The sequence below is a fragment of the Burkholderia sp. LA-2-3-30-S1-D2 genome (assembly GCF_001523915.2).
GTDB lineage: Bacteria > Pseudomonadota > Gammaproteobacteria > Burkholderiales > Burkholderiaceae > Burkholderia > Burkholderia diffusa.
On record NZ_CP013383.1, the window covers coordinates 2,220,698 to 2,238,936 of the forward strand.

Genomic DNA, 18,239 nt, shown 5'->3' on the forward strand with positions numbered 1-18,239 from the left:
CAACTGGAAGTGCGGGAACCGGTGCTAGACTCAAAGCATCTTTAACTTCAATTCACGAATCCCGTCATGACGGATACCGTCCAGCCGGCCGATCTCGCCTTCTTCTCGACGCTGGCCGCGTCCGGCAGCCTGAGCGCGGCCGCGCGCGAACTCGGATTGACCGCGGCGGCCGTCAGCAAGCGGCTCACGCAGATGGAACGGCGCGCGGGCGTGACGCTCGTCAACCGCACGACGCGGCGCATGATGCTGACCCCCGAGGGCGACGTGTATCTCGACTACGCGCGCCGGATCCTCGATCAGATGGACGAGCTGGGCGAACTGCTCGGCAGCGCGAAGCAGCGGCCGAAGGGGCTGCTGCGCGTGAACGCGACGCTCGGCTTCGGACGCAGCCACGTCGGCCCGGCGATCTCGCGCTTCGTCGCGCGCTATCCGGAGGTGTCGGTGCAGCTGCAGCTGTCGGTGATGCCGCCGCCGCTCACCGACGACGCGTTCGACGTGTGCATCCGCTTCGGCGAGCCGCCCGATACGCGCGTCGTCGCGCGGCGCCTCGCGCCGAACCGGCGGCTGCTGTGCGCGGCGCCCGCGTATATCGCGCGACACGGGACACCGGGCACGCCGCACGAGCTGACGCGGCACAACTGCATCGGCATCCGGCAGGGCGACGAAGGCTACGGGATCTGGCGGCTGACGAGCGGACGCGGCGCGGCGCGCAACACGGAAGCCGTGCGGATCAACGGCAACCTGACGACGAACGACGGCGAGATCGCGGTGAAGTGGGCGCTCGACGGACACGGGATCCTGATGCGCGCCGAGTGGGATATTCGCGACTATCTGGCCGACGGGCGTCTCGTCGTCGTGCTGCCGGACTACGAGACCCCAAGCGCGGATATTTATGCGGTGTATGCGCAGCGGCATCAGATGTCCGCGCGGATACGGGCCTTTGTGGATTTTCTGGCGGAGGAGCTCGGCGGGTGACGGGCGGCGGGCGGAGCGGGCATGGGTGCCCCGAAACGCTGATATTCTGGCGAATCGACCACTGAATGATCGGGAAATTTGCGCCGCCGCATCATCGCTCGCCGCTGCGCCAACCTTGCCGGAGCCGCCATGTTCGACCTGACCACGCTGACCACCTTCACCGCCGTCGTACTGGGTCTGTTCCTGATTCCCGGCCCCGCCGTGCTGCTCGTGCTGAGCCGCACCGTGCAGGGCGGCCGCAAGACCGGCATCCTGACCGGGCTCGGCGTCGCGAGCGGCGACTTCGTGCATACGCTGTTCGCGGCGGTCGGGCTGTCGGCGCTGCTGATGACGTCGGCGCTCGCGTTCAACGTCGTGAAGGTGGTCGGCGCCGCGTACCTGATCTACCTCGGCGTGCGTGCGCTGCTCGACAGGCCGTCCGATCCGTCGCTGCCGAAGGTGTCGCCCGTCACGCCGCTGAAGGCGTACCTGCAGGCGATTCCCGCCGAAGTCCTGAACCCGAAGACTGCGCTGTTCTTCCTCGCGTTCATGCCGCAGTTCGTGCATCCGGAACGCGGCTCGACGTTCGTGCAGTTCGCGGTGCTCGGGCTGATCTTCGTCGTGCTCAGCTCGCTCTACACGACGCTGATCGCGTGCTCGATCCGCCCGCTCGGCCGCCTCGTGAAGCGGCTTGCGTGGCTCACGCGCTGGCAGGGGAAGATCATCGGCTCGATCTTCATCGCGCTCGGGCTGCGCGTCGCGGTCCAGCAGCGCTGACGCGCGCGCCGGCGCGGCCGGCTGGCTCGCGTGCGATCTCGACGGCCTGCCGCGCGTGAGCGGTTGAATGCGGCGCCCGCCTGACTACCTCGCGCCCAGCGCGTCCCGCACGCCGTCCCAATCGAGCCCGAACCGCGCCAGATACTTGCGCAACCGGTCCGCGTCGTTCGGCTGCTTCTTGTTCTGCCGCGACACCGCGAACAGCGCGCGGCCGGCCTCCGACAAGCTCGCCGATGCACGGCACACGTCGAGCACGCGTTCGAGCTGTGCGCGGTCGAACAGGTCGAGTTCCGCCGCACGCGCGCCGAATACCGCGTCGACGCATCCGTCCGACGCACTTGCGCCGCCCGGCTGCGACCACGTGCGCGTCAGTCGCTCGACCTCCTGCTCAACAATCGTCTCGGTAATCCGCCCCGCATCGGCGAGCGTCGCCATCCGCGTGACCGATGCGGACAACTCGCGGAAGTTGCCGGCCCATGCCGCGCGCGGCGATGCCGCGAACGCGAGATAGCGCCGCTTCGCTTCCACGTTGAACCGCACCTGCTCGCCCTGCTCGCGGCCGAAGCGATCGAGCTCGAATTCGAGGTTCGGCTCGATGTCCTCGCGCCGTTGCGCCAACCCCGGCAAGTCGTACGTCCACAGATTGATCCGCGCATACAGATCCTCGCGGAACGTGCCGGCCGCCACCATCTGCCGCAAATCGCGGTGCGTGCCGGCGATCAACTCGAAATCGCTGGCCACCTCGACGTCCGCGCCGACCGGCAGGAAGCGCTTCTCCTCGATCGCCTTCAGTAGCATCGCCTGCTCGTCGAGCCCGAGTTCGCCGATTTCGTCGAGAAACAGCAGGCCGCCGTCCGCCGCGCGCAGCAAGCCCGCACGTGCGGACTGCGCGCCGGTGAACGCGCCCTTCACGTGACCGAACAGCGTCGACATCGCCGCGTCGCCGCGCAGCGTCGCGCAGTTGATCTCGATGAACGGCCCCGCGAGCCGATGGCGGCCGCGCTTCAGTTCGTACACCCGTTTCGCGAGAAACGACTTGCCGGCGCCCGTCGGACCGACGAGCAGCATCGGCGCGCGTGAGCGCACGGCCACGCGCTCCAGTTGCTCGATCAGCGCGTTGAAGCGCGCGTTGCGCGTCGCGATGCCCGCCTTCAGGAACGACACCGTCTCGTCGCGCTCGCGCGTGAAGCGCTGTGCGATGCGGTTGTAGCGCGACAGGTCGAGATCGATCACCGACACCGTGCCCGGCCCGCTCGGCCCCTCGTCTGTCTGCTTCGGCGGCCCCGTCTGCACGAGGCGCGCGGGCAGGTAGCGCGCCTCCGCCAGCAGGAACCAGCAGATCTGCGCGACGTGCGTGCCGGTCGTGATGTGGACCAGGTAGTCCTCGCGGTCGAGGTCGAACGGATAGGCGCGCGCAAAGTCGTGCAGCGTCGCGTAGACCTCCTCGAAATCCCACGGGTCGTGGATCGTGACCGGCGTGAGCCGCACCTCGGTATGCGGCGACAGGTTCGCAAGATCGTCGCGCACCTGATTGGCGAGGCGCGCGTAGTCAGGCGGATGCAGCAACTCGAGCCGGTCGATCGCGAAGTCCGGCTGCATGCAGAGCGACACCGTCGGCCGCCACTTGCGGTAGCGGCGCGGCGCACGGCCGCCCTGGTCGAGCACGGTGCCGAGAAAGCCGATGGCGACGGTCTTGCGCATGTTTATCTCATGGGATAAAAAACGATCCGATTGTATCGGAACTCGGCGACGATGCGATACGGCGGCCTTCCCTCCGCAATCATCGGAAATCATGAATTGTCCTTTCTCTTCAAAGTCTTGATCGCATTCCCCGCAGCCTGCCCCGCCCGCTGGCACGCTCCTCGCTAAATAGAAGACGCCGGATGTCCCGCTGGCCCGCGAGCCAGGGTTCACAAAGCCCTGCTGGTGCGCCGCCGCCGAACCTGGTTCGTCGCGGCAGCGCATGCCGCCATGGACAGATGAAGGCAAAGGGGCGCGCGAGGCAGCCTTGTCCGGGTTCGAATCCCGGAGCGCCCACTGTTCGGAAGCTCATTCAGGTGGAGCAGCCGGCGCGAGCCGGTGTGTGGCGGGTTCGAATCCCGTCCGAACCCCGTCCGCAAGGACGGTCTGTCGATAGAAGCAGTACCCGCCGGTGCGGGCCGACAGGCCCGCCGCGCGTCGGACCGGTTGCGGTTCCGCACGATCGGCCGGGCGGCCGGACGGCCCGCGCGAATGCGCTCGACGACGCGATGCAGGATGCGTCGCCGCGTGCAGCCGCGCCGGACCCACGCGCCGCCCGCCCGATCGCGTCGCACCCCGATCCGTGCGATGCGTGTCGCCCGGCGGCCATTGAAGAAAAGGACAAGAATATGTGGAAGCGTCACGTGGTGAAAAAGAACGAACGCGCGCTGCTGATGAACGAGGGCGATTTCGTGAAGGTGCTGGAACCGGGCGTGTTCAAGGCCTTCGATCCGTTCAAGCGTCTGTCGGTGCAGGCCACGCGTCTCGACGCGCCGCTCGCCGACGCGGCATTGGCCGACTACCTGCGTCACGACGCACAGGACGTGCTCGCGCAACACTTCGTCGCGATGGATCTGGCCGACGACGAAGCGGGCCTGCGTTACGAAGACGACGTGCTCGTCGAGATCCTGCCGCCCGGCACGCGCCGGCTGTACTGGCGCGGCCTCATCGCCCATCGGCTGGAGCGCGTCGACCTCGCGCAGGACAGCATGCTGCCGGCCGCGCTCGCGAAGCGCATCGCGCAACCGGCGCTGCGTGCGCGCGGCGTGGCGGGCCTGACGGGCGTGCTGCTCGCGCAGGTGCCGGCGTATCACGTCGGTGTGCTGAAGATCGACGGCAAGATCGAGCGGCTGCTGGATGCGGGTGTCGCAGCGTTCTGGCGCTTCAACCGCGATGTCGCGGTCGAGCTCGTCGACCTGCGCCTGCAGGCGCTCGAAGTCGCCGGCCAGGAAATCCTGACGCGCGACAAGGTCGCGCTGCGGCTGAACCTGTCGGCAACGTGGCGCTATGCGAACGTGCTGCATGCGTTCGGCCAGTTGCAGAAGCCGGTCGAACATCTGTATCGCGAACTGCAGTTCGCGCTGCGCGCGGCGGTCGGCACGCGCTCGCTCGACGAGCTGCTGGAGGACAAGCAGGCGATCGACGACATCGTGATTGCCCAGGTGCGCCCGCGGCTCGAGCAATCGGGCGTGGACGTGCGCAGCGTCGGCGTGAAGGATATCGTGCTGCCGGGCGACATGAAGACGATCCTCGCGCAGGTGGTCGAGGCCGAAAAGGCCGCGCAGGCGAACGTGATCCGACGCCGTGAGGAAACGGCGGCGACGCGTTCGCTGCTGAACACCGCGAAGGTGATGGAAGAGAACCCGACCGCGCTGCGGCTCAAGGAGCTGGAAACGCTCGAGCGCGTCGCGGAACGGATCGACCGCATCTCGGTGTTCGGCGGCCTCGACCAGGTGCTGAACGGACTCGTCAGCATCAAGGGCGCGTGATGCTCGAAGCAAACGGCGCGGCGCATGGGTGCCGCGCCGCAAGAATGACTCAGGTGAAGCAAATGACTGACATGGATTATCAGGTGATGGAACTGGCGAACGGCAAGCCGGTGAAGATGTGGACGCAAGGCGTCGCGGTCGAGGACGACGCGCGCGCGCAATTGCGCAACACCGCGCAGATGCCGTTCATCTTCAGGCACGTCGCGGTGATGCCGGACGTCCACCTCGGCAAGGGCTCGACGATCGGCAGCGTGATCCCGACGAAAGGCGCGATCATTCCGGCCGCGGTCGGCGTCGACATCGGCTGCGGGATGATGGCCGCGCGCACGACGCTCACGGCGTCCGACCTGCCGGACTCGCTCGGCGGGCTGCGCAGCGCGATCGAACGCGCGGTGCCGCACGGCCGCGTGCCGGGGCGCCGCGATCCGGGTGCATGGGGCGATCGCACGCCGGCCGCCGTGACCGAGTCGTGGAAGTCGCTGCTGCCGGGCTTTCAGCGGATCGTCGACAAGTATCCGAAGCTGGAGAAGACGAACCACTATGCGCATCTGGGCACGCTCGGCACGGGCAATCACTTCATCGAGGTGTGCATCGACGAAGCCGATCGCGTGTGGTTCATGCTGCACAGCGGCTCGCGCGGCGTCGGCAACGCGATCGGCAGCCTGTTCATCGAGCTCGCGCAGGCCGACATGCGACAGCACGTCGCGAACCTGCCAGATCGCAACCTCGCGTATTTCACCGAGGGCAGCCGCCACTTCGACGATTACGTCGAAGCGGTCGGCTGGGCGCAGGACTACGCGCGCCGCAACCGGCAGGCGATGATGGACGCGGTGATCGGTGCGGCGCGCGGCGTGATCGCGAAACCGTTCGCGGTCGACGAGCACGCGGTGAACTGCCACCACAACTACGTGCAGCGCGAACGCCACTTCGGCGAGGACGTGCTCGTGACCCGCAAGGGCGCGGTGTCCGCGCAGAAGGGGCAGCTCGGGATCATTCCGGGCTCGATGGGCGCGAAGAGCTTCATCGTGCGCGGGCTCGGCAATCCGGAGAGCTTCTGTTCGTGCAGCCACGGCGCCGGCCGCTCGATGAGCCGGACCGAGGCGAAGCGCCGCTTCACGGTCGACGACCAGGTGAGAGCGACGCGCGGCGTCGAATGCCGGAAGGACGCGGGTGTCGTCGACGAGATTCCGATGGCCTACAAGGACATCGATGCGGTGATGGCGGCACAGCGCAGCCTCGTCGAAGTGGTGCACACGCTGCGCCAGGTGGTGTGCGTGAAAGGATAGCGCGGCGCGCGGCCGAAGGCCGGGCGGCCGCGCGCAATGAAAGGGAAACGACAAGAATGAAAACGGAAAAGGCAATGACAACCGAGCGCAGCGCACATCCGGTCGACCCGGCCGTGCGTGCGCGCGTGATGGCGGAACTCGCGGAAGTCGAGCGCCGCCACGACGTGAGCGTGCTGTTCGCATGCGAATCGGGCAGCCGCGGCTGGGGCTTCGCATCGCCGGACAGCGATTACGACGTGCGCTTCGTGTACGTGCACCGGCGCGACTGGTACCTGAGTGTCGAACCGCAACGCGACGTGATCGAGCGGCCACTCGACGACGAGCTCGACGTAAGCGGCTGGGAGTTGCGCAAGGCGCTGCAACTGCTGCGCCGGTCGAACCCGACACTGCTCGAATGGCTCGACTCGCCTGTCGTGTATCGCGAAGACGCGCGCTGGGCGCCGCGGCTCAGGTCGCTGGCGTCGGCGTTCTTCTCGCCGGTGCGCGGGCGCCATCACTACCTCGCGATGGCGAAGAAGAACTTTCGCGGCTACCTGCAAGGCGACACGGTGCGTTACAAGAAGTACCTGTACGTGCTTCGGCCGCTGCTCGCAGTGCGCTGGATCGACATGGGGCTCGGCATGCCGCCGATGCGCTTCGCGGCGCTCGTCGACGGCACCGTGCACGAACCAGCGGTGCGCGCGGAACTCGATGCGTTGCTCGCGTTGAAGATGAGCGCGAACGAAAGCGAATACGGGCCATGCCGACCCGCGATCCACGCGCTCGTCGAGACGATGCTCGCGGATGCCGAACACGATCGCGAATACAAGCGACCGTGGGGCGACGTCGCGATGCTCGACAGGTTCCTGCGCGACGTGGTCGACGGTCGGTGAAAAACGAACGGCGCGATGCCCGCAGGCATCGCGCCGTTTCCGCATCGGGACGCGCCCGGCCGCGGCCGGTGAGCAATGTGCGCGCCGCACACGCGCGCCGCCGTCACCTCAATCGCCGACGATCGAAATCGAGAACCCGTCCCAGCCCTTCTGCCCGACCGTCTGCACGGCTGTCGTCGTGAGCTTCGGCTCGGCGGCGAGACGCGCGAACCCTTCCCTCACGCCGACCGCATCGGGCTCGCGATTGTCCGGATCGGCCACGCGCCCGCCGCGCACCACATTGTCGACGACGATCACCGTGCCCGGCCGCGACAGCTTCAACGCCGCGTCGAGATACACGGCGTTGTTGTCCTTGTCCGCATCGATGAAGATGAAGTCGAACGGCGCCTCGCCCGCATCGACGAGCCGCGCGAGGCTGTCTTTCGCGCTGCCGACGATCACCGACACCGCTTCCGCGAACCCGGCGCGCGCGATGTTCCGCGTCGCGACCTTCGCGTGCTCGGGGTTCAGTTCGAGCGTCACGAGCGTGCCGCCCGGCGGCAACGCGCGCGCGAGCCAGATCGTGCTGTAGCCGCCGAGCGTGCCGACTTCGAGGATGCGCCGCGCGCCGCGAATCGTCGCGAGCAGTTGCAGCAGCTTGCCCTGGTTCGGCGCGACGTTGATCGCGGGCAGCCCGGCCGCGTCGCTGGCCGCAAGCGCGGCGTCGAGCACGTCGTCGGACGGCACGAGCGTCGCGGAGAAATACGCATCCACCCTGTTCCACTGATTCTGATCCATCGCGCACCCTTCGTCTGCGGAAAAACGCATTCTATGCGCGACGGCCCCATAAGCAACCAACCATTCGTTCTAAGGGCAGCCGCGCACCTGCTCCTATAATCGCTCGACCACGACAACAACAGACGGAGCACCCATGACCGATCAGGCCTCTTCGAACTGGCGCCTCGAAACCATCGCCGTGCACGGCGGCTATCGCCCCGACCCGACCACGCGCGCGGTCGCGGTGCCGATCTACCAGACCGTTGCGTACGCATTCGACGACACGCAGCACGGCGCGGACCTGTTCGACCTGAAGGTCCAGGGCAACATCTACACGCGAATCATGAACCCGACAACGGACGTGCTCGAGCAGCGGATCGCCGCGCTCGAGGGCGGCATCGGCGCGCTCGCGCTGGCGTCGGGCCAGGCTGCCGTCACGTACGCGATCCAGACGATCGCCGAAGCCGGCGACAACATCGTGTCCGCCAGTTCGCTGTACGGCGGCACCTACAACCTGTTCGCGCATACGCTGCCGCAATACGGCATCACGACGCGCTTCGCCGATCCGCGCGACCCGGCGTCGTTCGAGCCGCTGATCGACGCGCGCACGAAGGCGATCTTCGCGGAATCGGTCGGCAACCCGCTCGGCAACGTGACCGACATCGCCGCGCTCGCGGAAGTCGCGCATCGCCACGGGATCCCGCTGATCGTCGACAACACGGTGCCGTCGCCGTACCTGCTGCGCCCGTTCGAACACGGTGCGGACATCGTCGTGCACTCGTTGACGAAGTATCTCGGCGGCCACGGCACGAGCCTCGGCGGCGCGATCGTCGATTCGGGCAAGTTCCCGTGGGCGCAGCACGCGGACCGCTTCAAGCGGCTCAACGAGCCCGACGTCAGCTATCACGGCGTCGTGTACACGGAAGCGTTCGGGCCTGCCGCCTATATCGGGCGCGCGCGGGTCGTGCCGCTGCGCAACATGGGCGCGGCGATCTCGCCGTTCAACGCGTTCCAGATCCTGCAGGGCATCGAGACGCTCGCGCTGCGCGTCGAGCGCATCAGCGACAACGCGCTGAAGATCGCGCAGCATCTCGCGCGCCACGAACACGTCGAGTGGGTGAACTACGCGGGGCTGCCCGATCACCCGGATCATCCGCTCGTCGCGCGCTACCTGTCGGGCCGCGCGCCCGGCATCCTGACGTTCGGCGTGAAGGGCGGCCGCGACGGCGGCGCGAAGTTCCAGGACGCGCTGAAGCTGTTCACGCGGCTCGTCAACATCGGCGACACGAAATCGCTCGCCACGCATCCGGCCTCGACGACGCACCGCCAGCTGTCGCCGGCCGAACTCGCGAAGGCCGGCGTGAAGGAGGAAACGGTGCGGCTGTCGATCGGCATCGAGCACATCGACGACCTGCTCGCCGATCTCGACCAGGCGCTCGCGCAGCTGTGACCCGACGCGGGCGTGCCGACACGCCCGCTTCAAATGTCTTGACCTTGAAGCGGCTTCAAGGTGTTCAATCCCCGGTTGATGCCGGGGCGACGCCCGGCACGAAACCGCCGTGCGCTGCAGCGCCCGCTGCGGCGCGCTCCACTGCCGAGGCCCCATGACACCGACCGCGAAGCTCGCGCTGCTCACGTTACCGCCGCTGCTGGCGGCCTGCTTCGGCGCCCTCGCCGCCGCATGGCGCGCACCGGGCCCGAAAACGTCGAGCGTCATCCAGCATTTCACCGGCGGCATCGTGTTCGCGGCGGCGGCGCTCGAGTTGCTGCCGCAGGACCGCGCGCACGCGCTGTTTCCGGTCGTCGTCGGCTTCGTGTTCGGCCTCGCGCTGATGCTCGCGATCCGTGCGCTGTCCGGCGCGGTCGAAACGCGCTTCGAGGACGCGCGGCTACCGGTCAGCCTGATCCTCGTCACCGCGATCGATCTCGTCGTCGACGGCCTCGTGCTCGGCATCGCGTTCTCCGCGAGCGACGAAAGCGGCATCATCCTGACCATCGCGCTGACGCTCGAAGTGCTGTTCCTCGCGCTATCGGTCAGTGCGGTGCTGGCTTCGGCAGGCGTCGGCCGCTTGCTCGCGATCGTCGTGCCCGTTGCGCTGGCGGCGCTGCTGAGTATCGCTGCCGTCGCCGGCAATGCGGTGTTCGCGGGGTTGCCGGCGAATCTCTACGCGGCGTTGCTCGGGCTCGGCACGGTCGCGCTGCTCTACCTCGTCACCGAGGAACTGCTGGTCGAAGCACACGAAGTGCCGGAGACGCCATTTGCAACCGCCGCATTCTTCATCGGCTTCATCGTGTTCTTCCTGATCGAAGGTTCGGTGAAGGCCGGCTGAAGCGCGAGCGTCACCACGTCGTCGCGGCCGTCGGATACGTATCGACGATGCGCGTGCCGTTGACGGGCGTCACGCCCTCGTTGCGCAATGCGGCCCACAGGTCGATCGCATGTTCGCGCGACTTGCGGCTGCCGTCGTCGGTCAGCACGTTCAGCGCGATCACTTCGTCACGCGTGGTCAGTTGCAGTTGCTCCTTCAGTTTGCGCGACTGATGCGACGCGGTACGGACCTCGCGAAGCACGATCCGCTGCTCGGTGAGCGGAGCCGGCGCAGCGCCCGCAGCGGCGGGCAGCAAAGTCAGCTGCCCGTTCCCGACTTCGCATTGCCCGCGCGTGAACGTCGCGCTCCACTCGCCCGCCGGCACGGTCGCGAACTCGCAGCGCATCCGTTCGCTGGCGCGGCGGCCGATGTCGTGCTCCGGCGCATGCGACAGCGCGCGTTCCGGCCAGCCGGCCGCCATCGCGCCCGTCGTCGTCAGGCACGCGGCCAGTAGGATCGCTTTCATCATGTTGCGCATCGTCCACTCCTCCTCGCAAAAATATCAACGCACCGCGAAGCTGTCGTCATGCGCATCGACGACCGGCGCCGATTCGCCGCGATGCACCGTCGAGCGATGGATTTCCTGATTGCGGGCGATGGTGGCCGGGCTCGGCGGATAGTCGTGCTTCGGACTCGGGATCACGCCGTCGTGGCGGGCGCGCAGCATTTCCTGGCGCACTTCCTGCCGGGTCCTGGACTGCGCGGTGACCGACTGCGAGAAAGCGGCGATCGACAGCGTGGCAATGGCGATCGAAATCAGGGGTCGTCGCATGTTCATGAAATTGGCTCCTTGTCCGGAATGGGTAACGTGAGTTCCAAGATTGATCCGGCGGCGGTGCGCGATCATGAACACAGGATGACGATTTCGTCATCGCGCGCTTCTCCATTGATCGTAGTGCGAAGCAAATCAACGGGATGCTTCGGCACGCATGACGCGCGGACGACAGCGGCTTCTTCAACTATCCGGCGAGCGCGAGCCTGCTCATCGGCGTCGGCTACCGCTACACGAAAGCCCGTGGCGATACGAGCGCTACCTATCACCAGGTGTCCGCCGGCGCGGACTACGTGCTGTCGAAACGCACCGATCTCTATGCGGTCGGCGCGTGGCAACGCGCGAACGTCGAGCAACGCACGTTCGACGACGGCACGCAGACGGCGCAGGCGTCGATCGGCTCCTACGGCTACGACGGCACGCGCACGCAACGGACCGTCAATCTCGGGCTGCGCCATCGCTTCTGATCGGGACAGCGGCAACGCGTGGGCACATACGTGACGAAAATTTCATCTTCCGATCAGGTTCGCGATGGATCGTGTCGCTACGATCGAATGCGCGACGGGCGATGCCCGTTGCAATCCACGCAAGCGGATCGCTGTCACACGGCACGATTACGCGTTCGGCCCGGACACCGCGTGTGCCGGGCCTTTTTTCGTACGCCTGACGGATCAACGCGTGACGTTGCGTTTCGGGAACAGGCACGGATGGGTCTTCACGTAGAAGTTCGGATTGCCGCAGCGATGCCCCGCATAGTCGATCTGCTCGCCGGGCATCAGGCCGGTCGGCACTGAATTGCGCTCGGCCTTCGGTGCGGACGATCCGGCCATTCCGGTATCGGGACGGGATGAAGCGCAACCGGCGACCAACGGGGCAATCAGCAGGGCAAACAACGACAGGCGAATGGCGAGGCGATCCACGGTTGGGTCCGGAACGAAAGTCGAAACGAGACCGCCCGCCTTCCATGCCGGCGCGGCGAACGGTGCGCATGCCGTCGACACCATCGGCCGTCGGCATGCGCCATGCTCCGCTTTCCGCTCATCGCACGCATGACCCGAACATGACGATTGCGTCATGTCGGCGCGGCCCGCACGTTGCACACGCCGCCACGCAATCTGACGGATTTTTCATCTGCCGATCACCGTCACGCTCGGCTGTTTTCGCATACTGGGTCCATGGATCGCCACCCGGCGGCCTCACCAAGGAGAACTCAATGAAAACGGTCAAACTCGCTGCCCTGTTCGTCACCGCGACGCTGTCGCTCGGCATCGCCTCGCAAGCCGCGTTCGCGCAAACTCAAACGCAGGGCAAGACCCGCGCACAAGTCATCAACGAACTGAAGCAGGCGCAGCACGACGGCGTGGTGCCGACGAGCAAGACGCAGTACCCGCCGGCCAGCGAGATCGTCGCGCGCAACAAGGAGCTTCACGGGCTTTCGGTACATGCCGGCGAGAAGGCGCCGCAGGCCGACAATCACGACAGCCTCGCGACCCGCTGATGGCGGTCAGGCGCGGGCGCTGCCGCGCAATCGCAGGCAGCGTGCCGCGCGCTGCCGTATCGCAGCGAACGCGCGGCCGTGCCGGCGTGCGATCTCAAGCATGGGCCGCCGGCACCGTGTTCGGCGCGACCGGCGGCCGCTGCGGAAAGCGCAGCCAGAATGTCGTGCGCCGGCCGGGATCGCTGTCGACGCCGCATTCGCCGCCATGATTGTTCATGATCGACCGGACGATCGCGAGGCCGAGGCCCGTCCCCGACGCCGAGTTGTGCCGCGACGGATCGACGCGATAGAAGCGCTCGAAAATCCGCGCGACATGCTGCGCATCGATGCCCGGCCCCGTATCCGATACGGCGATCGTCGTCGCGCCGGCCTGTTCCGAACAATCGATCGTCACGACGCTGCCGCGCGGTGCGTACGCCAGCGCATTGGACAGCAGGTTGCTCAACGCGCGCTGGTACAGCGTGAGATCCGCATCGACCCATGCGTAACCGTCGACCTTCACCGACACACCCGCATCCTCCGCAAGCGGCTCGTAATAGCCGGCGACACGCGAGGCTTCCTCGGCCGCATCGAGCCGCCGCACGTCGATCGACGTGCCGGCCTGCTCCGAGCGCGCGAGGAACAGCATGTCTTCGATCATCCTCGACAGCCGCTGATACTCGTCAATGCTCGACTCGATCACGCTCCGGTATTCGTCCGCGCTACGCGGCTGCGACAGCACGACCTGCGCGGCCGCCTGCAGGTTCGTGAGCGGCGTGCGCATGTCGTGCGCGAGATTCGACGAGAACTGGCTCAACCGCGTAAACGATTCGTCCAGGCGAGCAAGCATCCCGTTGAACGCATGCTCCAGCTCCTTCAGCTCGCCTGACGTATCGAGTTCCGGCAGCGGATGGGCCAGGCGGCTCGTCGACATCTGCTCGGCCCGCGCCGCGAAGCGCCGAAGCGGGCTCAGCCCGAGCGCGGCGATGCCGTATGCGATCGCGGCCGCCAGCACGACGCCGAACACCTCGATCACGACGATCGTATAGGCATGCGTGCGCAGCAGCAGCATGTCGGTGCTGCGGTCGTACTGCACCGCGACGCGCACGACGGGCGCGCCCGCGCCGGCGAGCGGCACGGTCATCACCAGATACTGGTGCCGCACGCCGGGCGGCGCGACGAATACCGGGAGGCGGCCCGCATCCGTCGACAGCAGTGGCGCGTAGGTCCGGAATCCCGGCGTGCCGACGATGCGCGTGCCGGCCGCATCGTAGATCGCCAGGTCCATGTTCGGATGCCCATGCAACTGGTCGACCCACATATCGGGGTTGCGCGCGACGTCGGCCGTCGAACGCGCCTCCGCCAGGTGCGTGCCCAGCGCGGCCGAAATACCGGCCATCTGCTCGGCCGCCGTCGTCTCGATGCGATTGCTCAACGCCTCGTACAGCGCGACGCCGCTCGATGCGAGGATCACCGACGTCGACAGGATGATCAGCGCGGTCAGGCGTCCGCGCAGCGTGCGCGGCAGCAGGCGCGCGATCATTTCGCCGCGCCGTTGCGCACTTCGAGCACGTAGCCCATCCCGCGCACGGTGTGGATCAGCTTCGGTTCATAGGCGTCGTCGATCTTCGAGCGCAGTCGCCGGATCGCGGAATCGACGACGTTCGTATCGCTGTTGAAGTTCATGTCCCACACCTGCGACGCGATCGTCGCACGCGGCAGGATCTCGCCTTCGCGACGCATCAGCAGCCACAGCAGCGCGAATTCCTTCGCGGTCAGCAGGATCGTGTCGCGCTGCCGCGTGGCCTTGCGGCGCGTCAGGTCGAGTTCGAGATCGGCCACGCGCAGCGTGTTCGAATCGCGCGGCTGGCCGCGCCGCAAAATCGACTTGATGCGCGCGGTGAGTTCGACGAAGTCGAAAGGCTTGGCCAGGTAATCATCGGCGCCGAGTTCGAGCCCCTTCACGCGATCGCCGACGTCGTCGCGCGCGGTGAGGAACAACACGGGCGTCGACTTGCTGCGGCGCAGGTTCTGCAGCAGCGTCCAGCCGTCCTGCCCCGGCAGCATCACGTCGAGCACGAGCAGGTCGTACTCCTCGGTCTCGGCCTGGTGCTGGCCCGTGATGCCGTCCTCCACCCAGTCGACGACATAGCCGGCTTCGGTCAGGCCCTTGCGCAGATAGGCGCCCGTTTTCGGTTCATCCTCGACAATCAGAATTCGCATCACGCATTACCCTTGAAGAAACCCAGCCGCCGCAGCACGCCCGCGCCGAACCCGCCGCGCAAGACCGCGCGCCACGACACCGCGTGGCTCACGCGGTACAGCACCGGCAGCACCAGCAGCGTCAGCGCCGTGGACGACAGGATACCGCCGATCACGACCGTCGCAAGCGGGCGCTGCACCTCGGCGCCGGTGCCGGTCGCGAACGCCATCGGCAGGAAGCCGAGCGACGCGACGAGCGCGGTCATCAGCACGGGCCGCAGCCGCGTGAGCGCGCCTTCGCGCACGGCCGCGTCGAGCGGCATCCCTTCGTCGCGCAGGTTGCGGATGAACGAGATCATCACGAGGCCGTTGAGCACGGCAACGCCCGACAGCGCGATGAAGCCGACCGCGGCTGTGATCGACAGCGGAATCCCGCGCAGCCACAGCGACACCACGCCGCCGCTCAGCGCGAACGGAATGCCGGTGAACACCAGCAGCCCGTCCTTCACGTTGTTGAACATCACGAACAGCAGCACGAACACCATGAACAGCGCGAGCGGCACGACGAGCTTCAGCCGCTCGCTCGCACTCTGCAACTGCTCGAACTGGCCGCCCCACGACACCCAGTAGCCGGCCGGCACGCGCACGTCCTGCTGCAGCTGCTCGCGCGCGTCGGCGACGAACGAGCCGACGTCGCGGCCACGCACGTTCGCGCTGACGACGACGCGCCGCTTGCCGTCCTCGCGGCTGATCTGGTTCGGGCCCGGCGCGACCTCGATCGTCGCGAGTTCGGCAAGCGGCACGTACGGCGCCTGCGCGAGCGGCGCGCTGGCGCCCGCGGCCGGCGCGGGCAGCGCGATCGGCAGCCGCTTGATCGCCTCGATGTCGGAGCGCAGCTCGTCCGGCAGCCGCACGACGATGTCGAAGCGCCGGTCGCCCTGGAACAGCGTCCCCGCCTTCTGCCCGCCGACGGCCGCGGCCACCGTATCCTGCAGGTCGGCGACCGTCACGCCGTAGCGCGCGAGCTTGTCGCGGTCCAGGTTGACGGTCAGCACGGGCAGGCCGGTGGTCTGCTCGACTTTCACTTCGGAAGCGCCCGGCACCTTCTGCAGCGCGGCCGCGATCTGCTCGCCGGTCTGGTTCAGCACCGCCATGTCGTCGCCGAAGATCTTCACCGCGACGTCGCTGCGCACGCCCGAGATCAGCTCGTTGAAGCGCAGCTGGATCGGCTGCGAGAACTCGTACGCGTTGCCCGGCAGTTCCGCGAGCGCCGCCTCGATCTCGCGCACGAGCCGATCGCGCGGCTTCTTCGGGTCGGGCCACTGGTCGGCCGGTTTCAGCATGATGTAGCCGTCAGACAGGTTCGGCGGCATCGGATCTGCCGCGATCTCGGCCGTGCCGGTGCGCGCGAACACGCGCTCGATTTCCGGGAAGCGCGCCTTCAACGTCTTCTCGATCGCCTTCTGCATCTCGACCGACTGCGACAGGCTCGTGCCGGGAATCCGCAGCGCGGCGACCGCGAGATCGCCCTCGTTCAGGCTCGGGATGAACTCGCTGCCGAGCCGCGTCGCGAGCCCGAGCGTTGCCAGCACGATCGCACCGGCGCCGAGCATCACGCGCGCGGGGCGCGTCATGAACGCGGCGAGCACCGGCTCGTACGCGCGCCGCGCCCAACCCATCAGCCGGTTCTCCTTCTCCTCGACCCGCTCGCCGATGAACAACGCGACGGCCGCCGGAATGAACGTGACGGTCAGCACCATCGCGGCCGCGAGTGCCATCACGACGGTCACGGCCATCGGATGGAACATCTTGCCTTCGACGCCGGTCAGCGCAAAGATCGGCAGGTACACCACCATGATGATCAGTTGCCCGAAGATCAACGCGCGCCGCGCTTCCTGCGACGCGCCGAACACTTCCGAAAAGCGCTCGTCGCGCGTGAGCGGCCGCCCGACCGCCGACTGAGCATGCGCGAGCCGCCGCACGCAGTTCTCGACGATCACCACCGCGCCGTCGACGATGATCCCGAAGTCGAGCGCACCGAGGCTCATCAGGTTCGCGCTCACCTTCGCGTTGACCATGCCGGTGAAAGTCATCAGCATCGACAGCGGAATCACGAGCGCGGTGATCAGCGCCGCGCGGATGTTGCCGAGGAACAGGAACAGCACGGCAATCACCAGCACCGCGCCTTCGAGCAGGTTCTTCTTCACCGTCGCGACGGCTTTCTCGACGAGCACCGTGCGGTCGTACACGGGAATCGCCTTCACGCCGGCCGGCAGCGTGCGGTTCACGTCCTCCATCTTCGCGGCGACGGCCTTCGCAACGGAGCGGCTGTTCTCGCCCATCAGCATGAACACCGTGCCGAGCACGACCTCCTCGCCGTTCGACGTCGCGGCGCCGGTACGCAGCTCGCGGCCGATGTCGACCTGCCCGACCTCCTTCATCCGCACCGGCACGCCGCCGACGTTGGTCAGCACGATGTTCGCGATGTCGTCGACGGTGCGCGCCTGGCCCGGCACGCGCACGAGATACTGTTCGCCGCGCTTTTCGATGTAGCCGGCGCCGACGTTGTCGTTGTTGCGCTCCAGCGCGCGCACGACGTCGGCGAGCGTCAGCCCGTACGACATCAGCTTCGCCGGATTGGGCGCGACGCGGTATTCCTTCACGTAGCCGCCGATCGAGTTCACCTCGGTCACGCCGCGCACGTTGCGCAGCTGCGGCCGGATGACCCAGTCCTGCAGCTCGCGCAGGTCGGCCGCCGTATAGCGCGTGCCGTCGGGCTTGCGTGCGGTGGCGTCGGCCTCGACCGTCCACAGGTAGATCTCGCCGAGGCCGGTCGACGTCGGTCCCATCGCGGGCGCGATGCCGGCCGGCAGCTTGTCCTTCGCTTCCTGGATGCGCTCGTTGACGAGCTGCCGCGCGAAATAGATGTCGGTGCCGTCCTTGAAGATCACCGTGACCTGCGACAGCCCGTAGCGCGAAATCGAGCGCGTCTGTTCGAGGCCCGGCAGCCCGGCCATCACCGTCTCGACCGGGTAGGTGATGCGCTGCTCGGCCTCGAGCGGCGAGTAGCCGGGCGCGGCCGTGTTGATCTGCACCTGCACGTTGGTGATGTCGGGCACCGCATCGATCGGCAGCTTCTGGTAGCTGAACACGCCCAGCGCGGCCACGGCCGCGATCGCCAGCATCACGAGCCAGCGGTGCGCAATCGCAAAGCGGATCAGGCGTTCAAACATGGCAGGATTCCTTGAGGCGGGGACCGGCCACT

General features: G+C 67.4%; 16 protein-coding genes and 1 pseudogene. 9 read left to right on the top strand and 8 right to left on the bottom strand.

Annotation, left to right across the window (positions count from 1 at the left end):
* The first annotated feature begins 66 nt into the window (after window positions 1-66).
* Both WS66_RS10180 and WS66_RS10185 read left to right on the top strand, forming a co-directional pair.
* Window positions 67-975 (top strand): LysR substrate-binding domain-containing protein, encoded by a 909-nt coding sequence (locus tag WS66_RS10180; RefSeq protein ID WP_059601419.1) that lies wholly within the window; start codon window positions 67-69, stop codon window positions 973-975.
* Between the two features lie 129 nt (window positions 976-1,104).
* Complete coding sequence (locus WS66_RS10185) at window positions 1,105-1,731, top strand: LysE family translocator (protein ID WP_059601416.1); 627 nt, start codon at window positions 1,105-1,107, stop codon at window positions 1,729-1,731.
* Window positions 1,732-1,815: 84 nt separating this feature from the next.
* Here WS66_RS10185 and rtcR read toward each other — a convergent pair whose 3' ends face one another.
* The gene (rtcR, locus tag WS66_RS10190) at window positions 1,816-3,432 is read right to left on the bottom strand and encodes an RNA repair transcriptional activator RtcR (RefSeq protein ID WP_059601414.1); all 1,617 of its coding nucleotides are present in this window, start codon (window positions 3,430-3,432) and stop codon (window positions 1,816-1,818) included.
* 668 nt (window positions 3,433-4,100) lie between these two features.
* Between rtcR and WS66_RS10195 the strand changes: the two genes are divergently transcribed.
* From WS66_RS10195 to WS66_RS10205, 3 genes are all read left to right on the top strand, one after another.
* Window positions 4,101-5,240: a slipin family protein gene (locus WS66_RS10195; protein ID WP_059601827.1), complete on the top strand. Its 1,140-nt coding sequence runs from the start codon at window positions 4,101-4,103 to the stop codon at window positions 5,238-5,240.
* A gap of 62 nt (window positions 5,241-5,302) precedes the next feature.
* Window positions 5,303-6,526 (top strand): RtcB family protein, encoded by a 1,224-nt coding sequence (locus WS66_RS10200; RefSeq protein WP_059601825.1) that lies wholly within the window; start codon window positions 5,303-5,305, stop codon window positions 6,524-6,526.
* Between the two features lie 56 nt (window positions 6,527-6,582).
* Window positions 6,583-7,398, top strand: a complete 816-nt coding sequence (locus WS66_RS10205; protein ID WP_059601413.1) for a nucleotidyltransferase domain-containing protein — start codon at window positions 6,583-6,585, stop codon at window positions 7,396-7,398.
* Between the two features lie 108 nt (window positions 7,399-7,506).
* Here the strand turns inward: WS66_RS10205 and WS66_RS10210 are convergent, their stop codons facing one another.
* A complete protein-coding gene (locus WS66_RS10210) occupies window positions 7,507-8,175 on the bottom strand; it encodes an O-methyltransferase (protein ID WP_059601411.1) in 669 nt (222 codons plus the stop codon).
* A gap of 133 nt (window positions 8,176-8,308) precedes the next feature.
* Between WS66_RS10210 and WS66_RS10215 the strand changes: the two genes are divergently transcribed.
* Together WS66_RS10215 and WS66_RS10220 are read left to right on the top strand one after the other, a co-directional pair.
* Window positions 8,309-9,604, top strand: coding sequence for an O-acetylhomoserine aminocarboxypropyltransferase/cysteine synthase family protein (locus tag WS66_RS10215; RefSeq protein ID WP_059450495.1), 1,296 nt, complete (start codon window positions 8,309-8,311; stop codon window positions 9,602-9,604).
* 154 nt (window positions 9,605-9,758) lie between these two features.
* Window positions 9,759-10,484, top strand: coding sequence for a ZIP family metal transporter (locus WS66_RS10220; protein ID WP_059601409.1), 726 nt, complete (start codon window positions 9,759-9,761; stop codon window positions 10,482-10,484).
* A gap of 10 nt (window positions 10,485-10,494) precedes the next feature.
* Here the strand turns inward: WS66_RS10220 and WS66_RS10225 are convergent, their stop codons facing one another.
* Together WS66_RS10225 and WS66_RS10230 are read right to left on the bottom strand one after the other, a co-directional pair.
* Window positions 10,495-10,992 carry a hypothetical protein gene (locus WS66_RS10225; RefSeq protein ID WP_236872889.1) on the bottom strand — a complete coding sequence of 166 codons (498 nt, stop codon included), beginning with the start codon at window positions 10,990-10,992 and terminating at the stop codon, window positions 10,495-10,497.
* A gap of 33 nt (window positions 10,993-11,025) precedes the next feature.
* Window positions 11,026-11,370 carry a DUF4148 domain-containing protein gene (locus WS66_RS10230; RefSeq protein ID WP_236872936.1) on the bottom strand — a complete coding sequence of 115 codons (345 nt, stop codon included), beginning with the start codon at window positions 11,368-11,370 and terminating at the stop codon, window positions 11,026-11,028.
* A gap of 101 nt (window positions 11,371-11,471) precedes the next feature.
* Here WS66_RS10230 and WS66_RS10235 point away from each other — a divergent pair.
* Window positions 11,472-11,762: pseudogene (locus tag WS66_RS10235) on the top strand (porin); the annotation flags it as partial.
* 204 nt (window positions 11,763-11,966) lie between these two features.
* On the opposite strand, the gene WS66_RS34360 reads toward WS66_RS10235, so the two are convergent.
* Window positions 11,967-12,125 carry a hypothetical protein gene (locus tag WS66_RS34360; protein ID WP_236872890.1) on the bottom strand — a complete coding sequence of 53 codons (159 nt, stop codon included), beginning with the start codon at window positions 12,123-12,125 and terminating at the stop codon, window positions 11,967-11,969.
* Window positions 12,126-12,508: 383 nt separating this feature from the next.
* Here WS66_RS34360 and WS66_RS10245 point away from each other — a divergent pair, with 383 nt between their 5' ends.
* On the top strand, window positions 12,509-12,793 hold the full coding sequence (locus WS66_RS10245; protein WP_059601399.1) for a DUF4148 domain-containing protein: 285 nt from the start codon (window positions 12,509-12,511) through the stop codon (window positions 12,791-12,793).
* 94 nt (window positions 12,794-12,887) lie between these two features.
* Here WS66_RS10245 and WS66_RS10250 read toward each other — a convergent pair whose 3' ends face one another.
* Genes WS66_RS10250 through WS66_RS10260 form a run of 3 tightly spaced genes read right to left on the bottom strand, consistent with a single transcriptional unit; the run spans window position 12,888 to window position 18,207 of the window.
* Window positions 12,888-14,315: a heavy metal sensor histidine kinase gene (locus tag WS66_RS10250; RefSeq protein WP_059601397.1), complete on the bottom strand. Its 1,428-nt coding sequence runs from the start codon at window positions 14,313-14,315 to the stop codon at window positions 12,888-12,890.
* Window positions 14,312-14,995 carry a heavy metal response regulator transcription factor IrlR gene (irlR, locus tag WS66_RS10255; RefSeq protein WP_059601395.1) on the bottom strand — a complete coding sequence of 228 codons (684 nt, stop codon included), beginning with the start codon at window positions 14,993-14,995 and terminating at the stop codon, window positions 14,312-14,314. Before irlR ends, WS66_RS10250 begins: the two co-directional genes overlap by 4 nt.
* A complete protein-coding gene (locus WS66_RS10260; RefSeq protein ID WP_059601393.1) occupies window positions 14,995-18,207 on the bottom strand; it encodes an efflux RND transporter permease subunit in 3,213 nt (1,070 codons plus the stop codon). Before WS66_RS10260 ends, irlR begins: the two co-directional genes overlap by 1 nt.
* Window positions 18,208-18,239: the final 32 nt, after the last annotated feature.

Bases quoted from the DNA above. Each gene is read 5' to 3' on its own strand.
- rtcR (WP_059601414.1), bottom strand. From the start codon at position 3,432: ATGCGCAAGACCGTCGCCATCGGCTTTCTCGGCACCGTGCTCGACCAG.
- WS66_RS10185 (WP_059601416.1), top strand. From the start codon at position 1,105: ATGTTCGACCTGACCACGCTGACCACCTTCACCGCCGTCGTACTGGGT.
- WS66_RS10250 (WP_059601397.1), bottom strand. From the start codon at position 14,315: ATGATCGCGCGCCTGCTGCCGCGCACGCTGCGCGGACGCCTGACCGCG.
- irlR (WP_059601395.1), bottom strand. From the start codon at position 14,995: ATGCGAATTCTGATTGTCGAGGATGAACCGAAAACGGGCGCCTATCTG.
- WS66_RS10215 (WP_059450495.1), top strand. From the start codon at position 8,309: ATGACCGATCAGGCCTCTTCGAACTGGCGCCTCGAAACCATCGCCGTG.
- WS66_RS10225 (WP_236872889.1), bottom strand. From the start codon at position 10,992: ATGATGAAAGCGATCCTACTGGCCGCGTGCCTGACGACGACGGGCGCG.
- WS66_RS10200 (WP_059601825.1), top strand. From the start codon at position 5,303: ATGACTGACATGGATTATCAGGTGATGGAACTGGCGAACGGCAAGCCG.
- WS66_RS10260 (WP_059601393.1), bottom strand. From the start codon at position 18,207: ATGTTTGAACGCCTGATCCGCTTTGCGATTGCGCACCGCTGGCTCGTG.
- WS66_RS10195 (WP_059601827.1), top strand. From the start codon at position 4,101: ATGTGGAAGCGTCACGTGGTGAAAAAGAACGAACGCGCGCTGCTGATG.
- WS66_RS10220 (WP_059601409.1), top strand. From the start codon at position 9,759: ATGACACCGACCGCGAAGCTCGCGCTGCTCACGTTACCGCCGCTGCTG.
- WS66_RS10205 (WP_059601413.1), top strand. From the start codon at position 6,583: ATGAAAACGGAAAAGGCAATGACAACCGAGCGCAGCGCACATCCGGTC.
- WS66_RS10210 (WP_059601411.1), bottom strand. From the start codon at position 8,175: ATGGATCAGAATCAGTGGAACAGGGTGGATGCGTATTTCTCCGCGACG.
- WS66_RS10180 (WP_059601419.1), top strand. From the start codon at position 67: ATGACGGATACCGTCCAGCCGGCCGATCTCGCCTTCTTCTCGACGCTG.
- WS66_RS10245 (WP_059601399.1), top strand. From the start codon at position 12,509: ATGAAAACGGTCAAACTCGCTGCCCTGTTCGTCACCGCGACGCTGTCG.
- WS66_RS10230 (WP_236872936.1), bottom strand. From the start codon at position 11,370: ATGATCGCGCACCGCCGCCGGATCAATCTTGGAACTCACGTTACCCAT.
- WS66_RS34360 (WP_236872890.1), bottom strand. From the start codon at position 12,125: ATGGCCGGATCGTCCGCACCGAAGGCCGAGCGCAATTCAGTGCCGACC.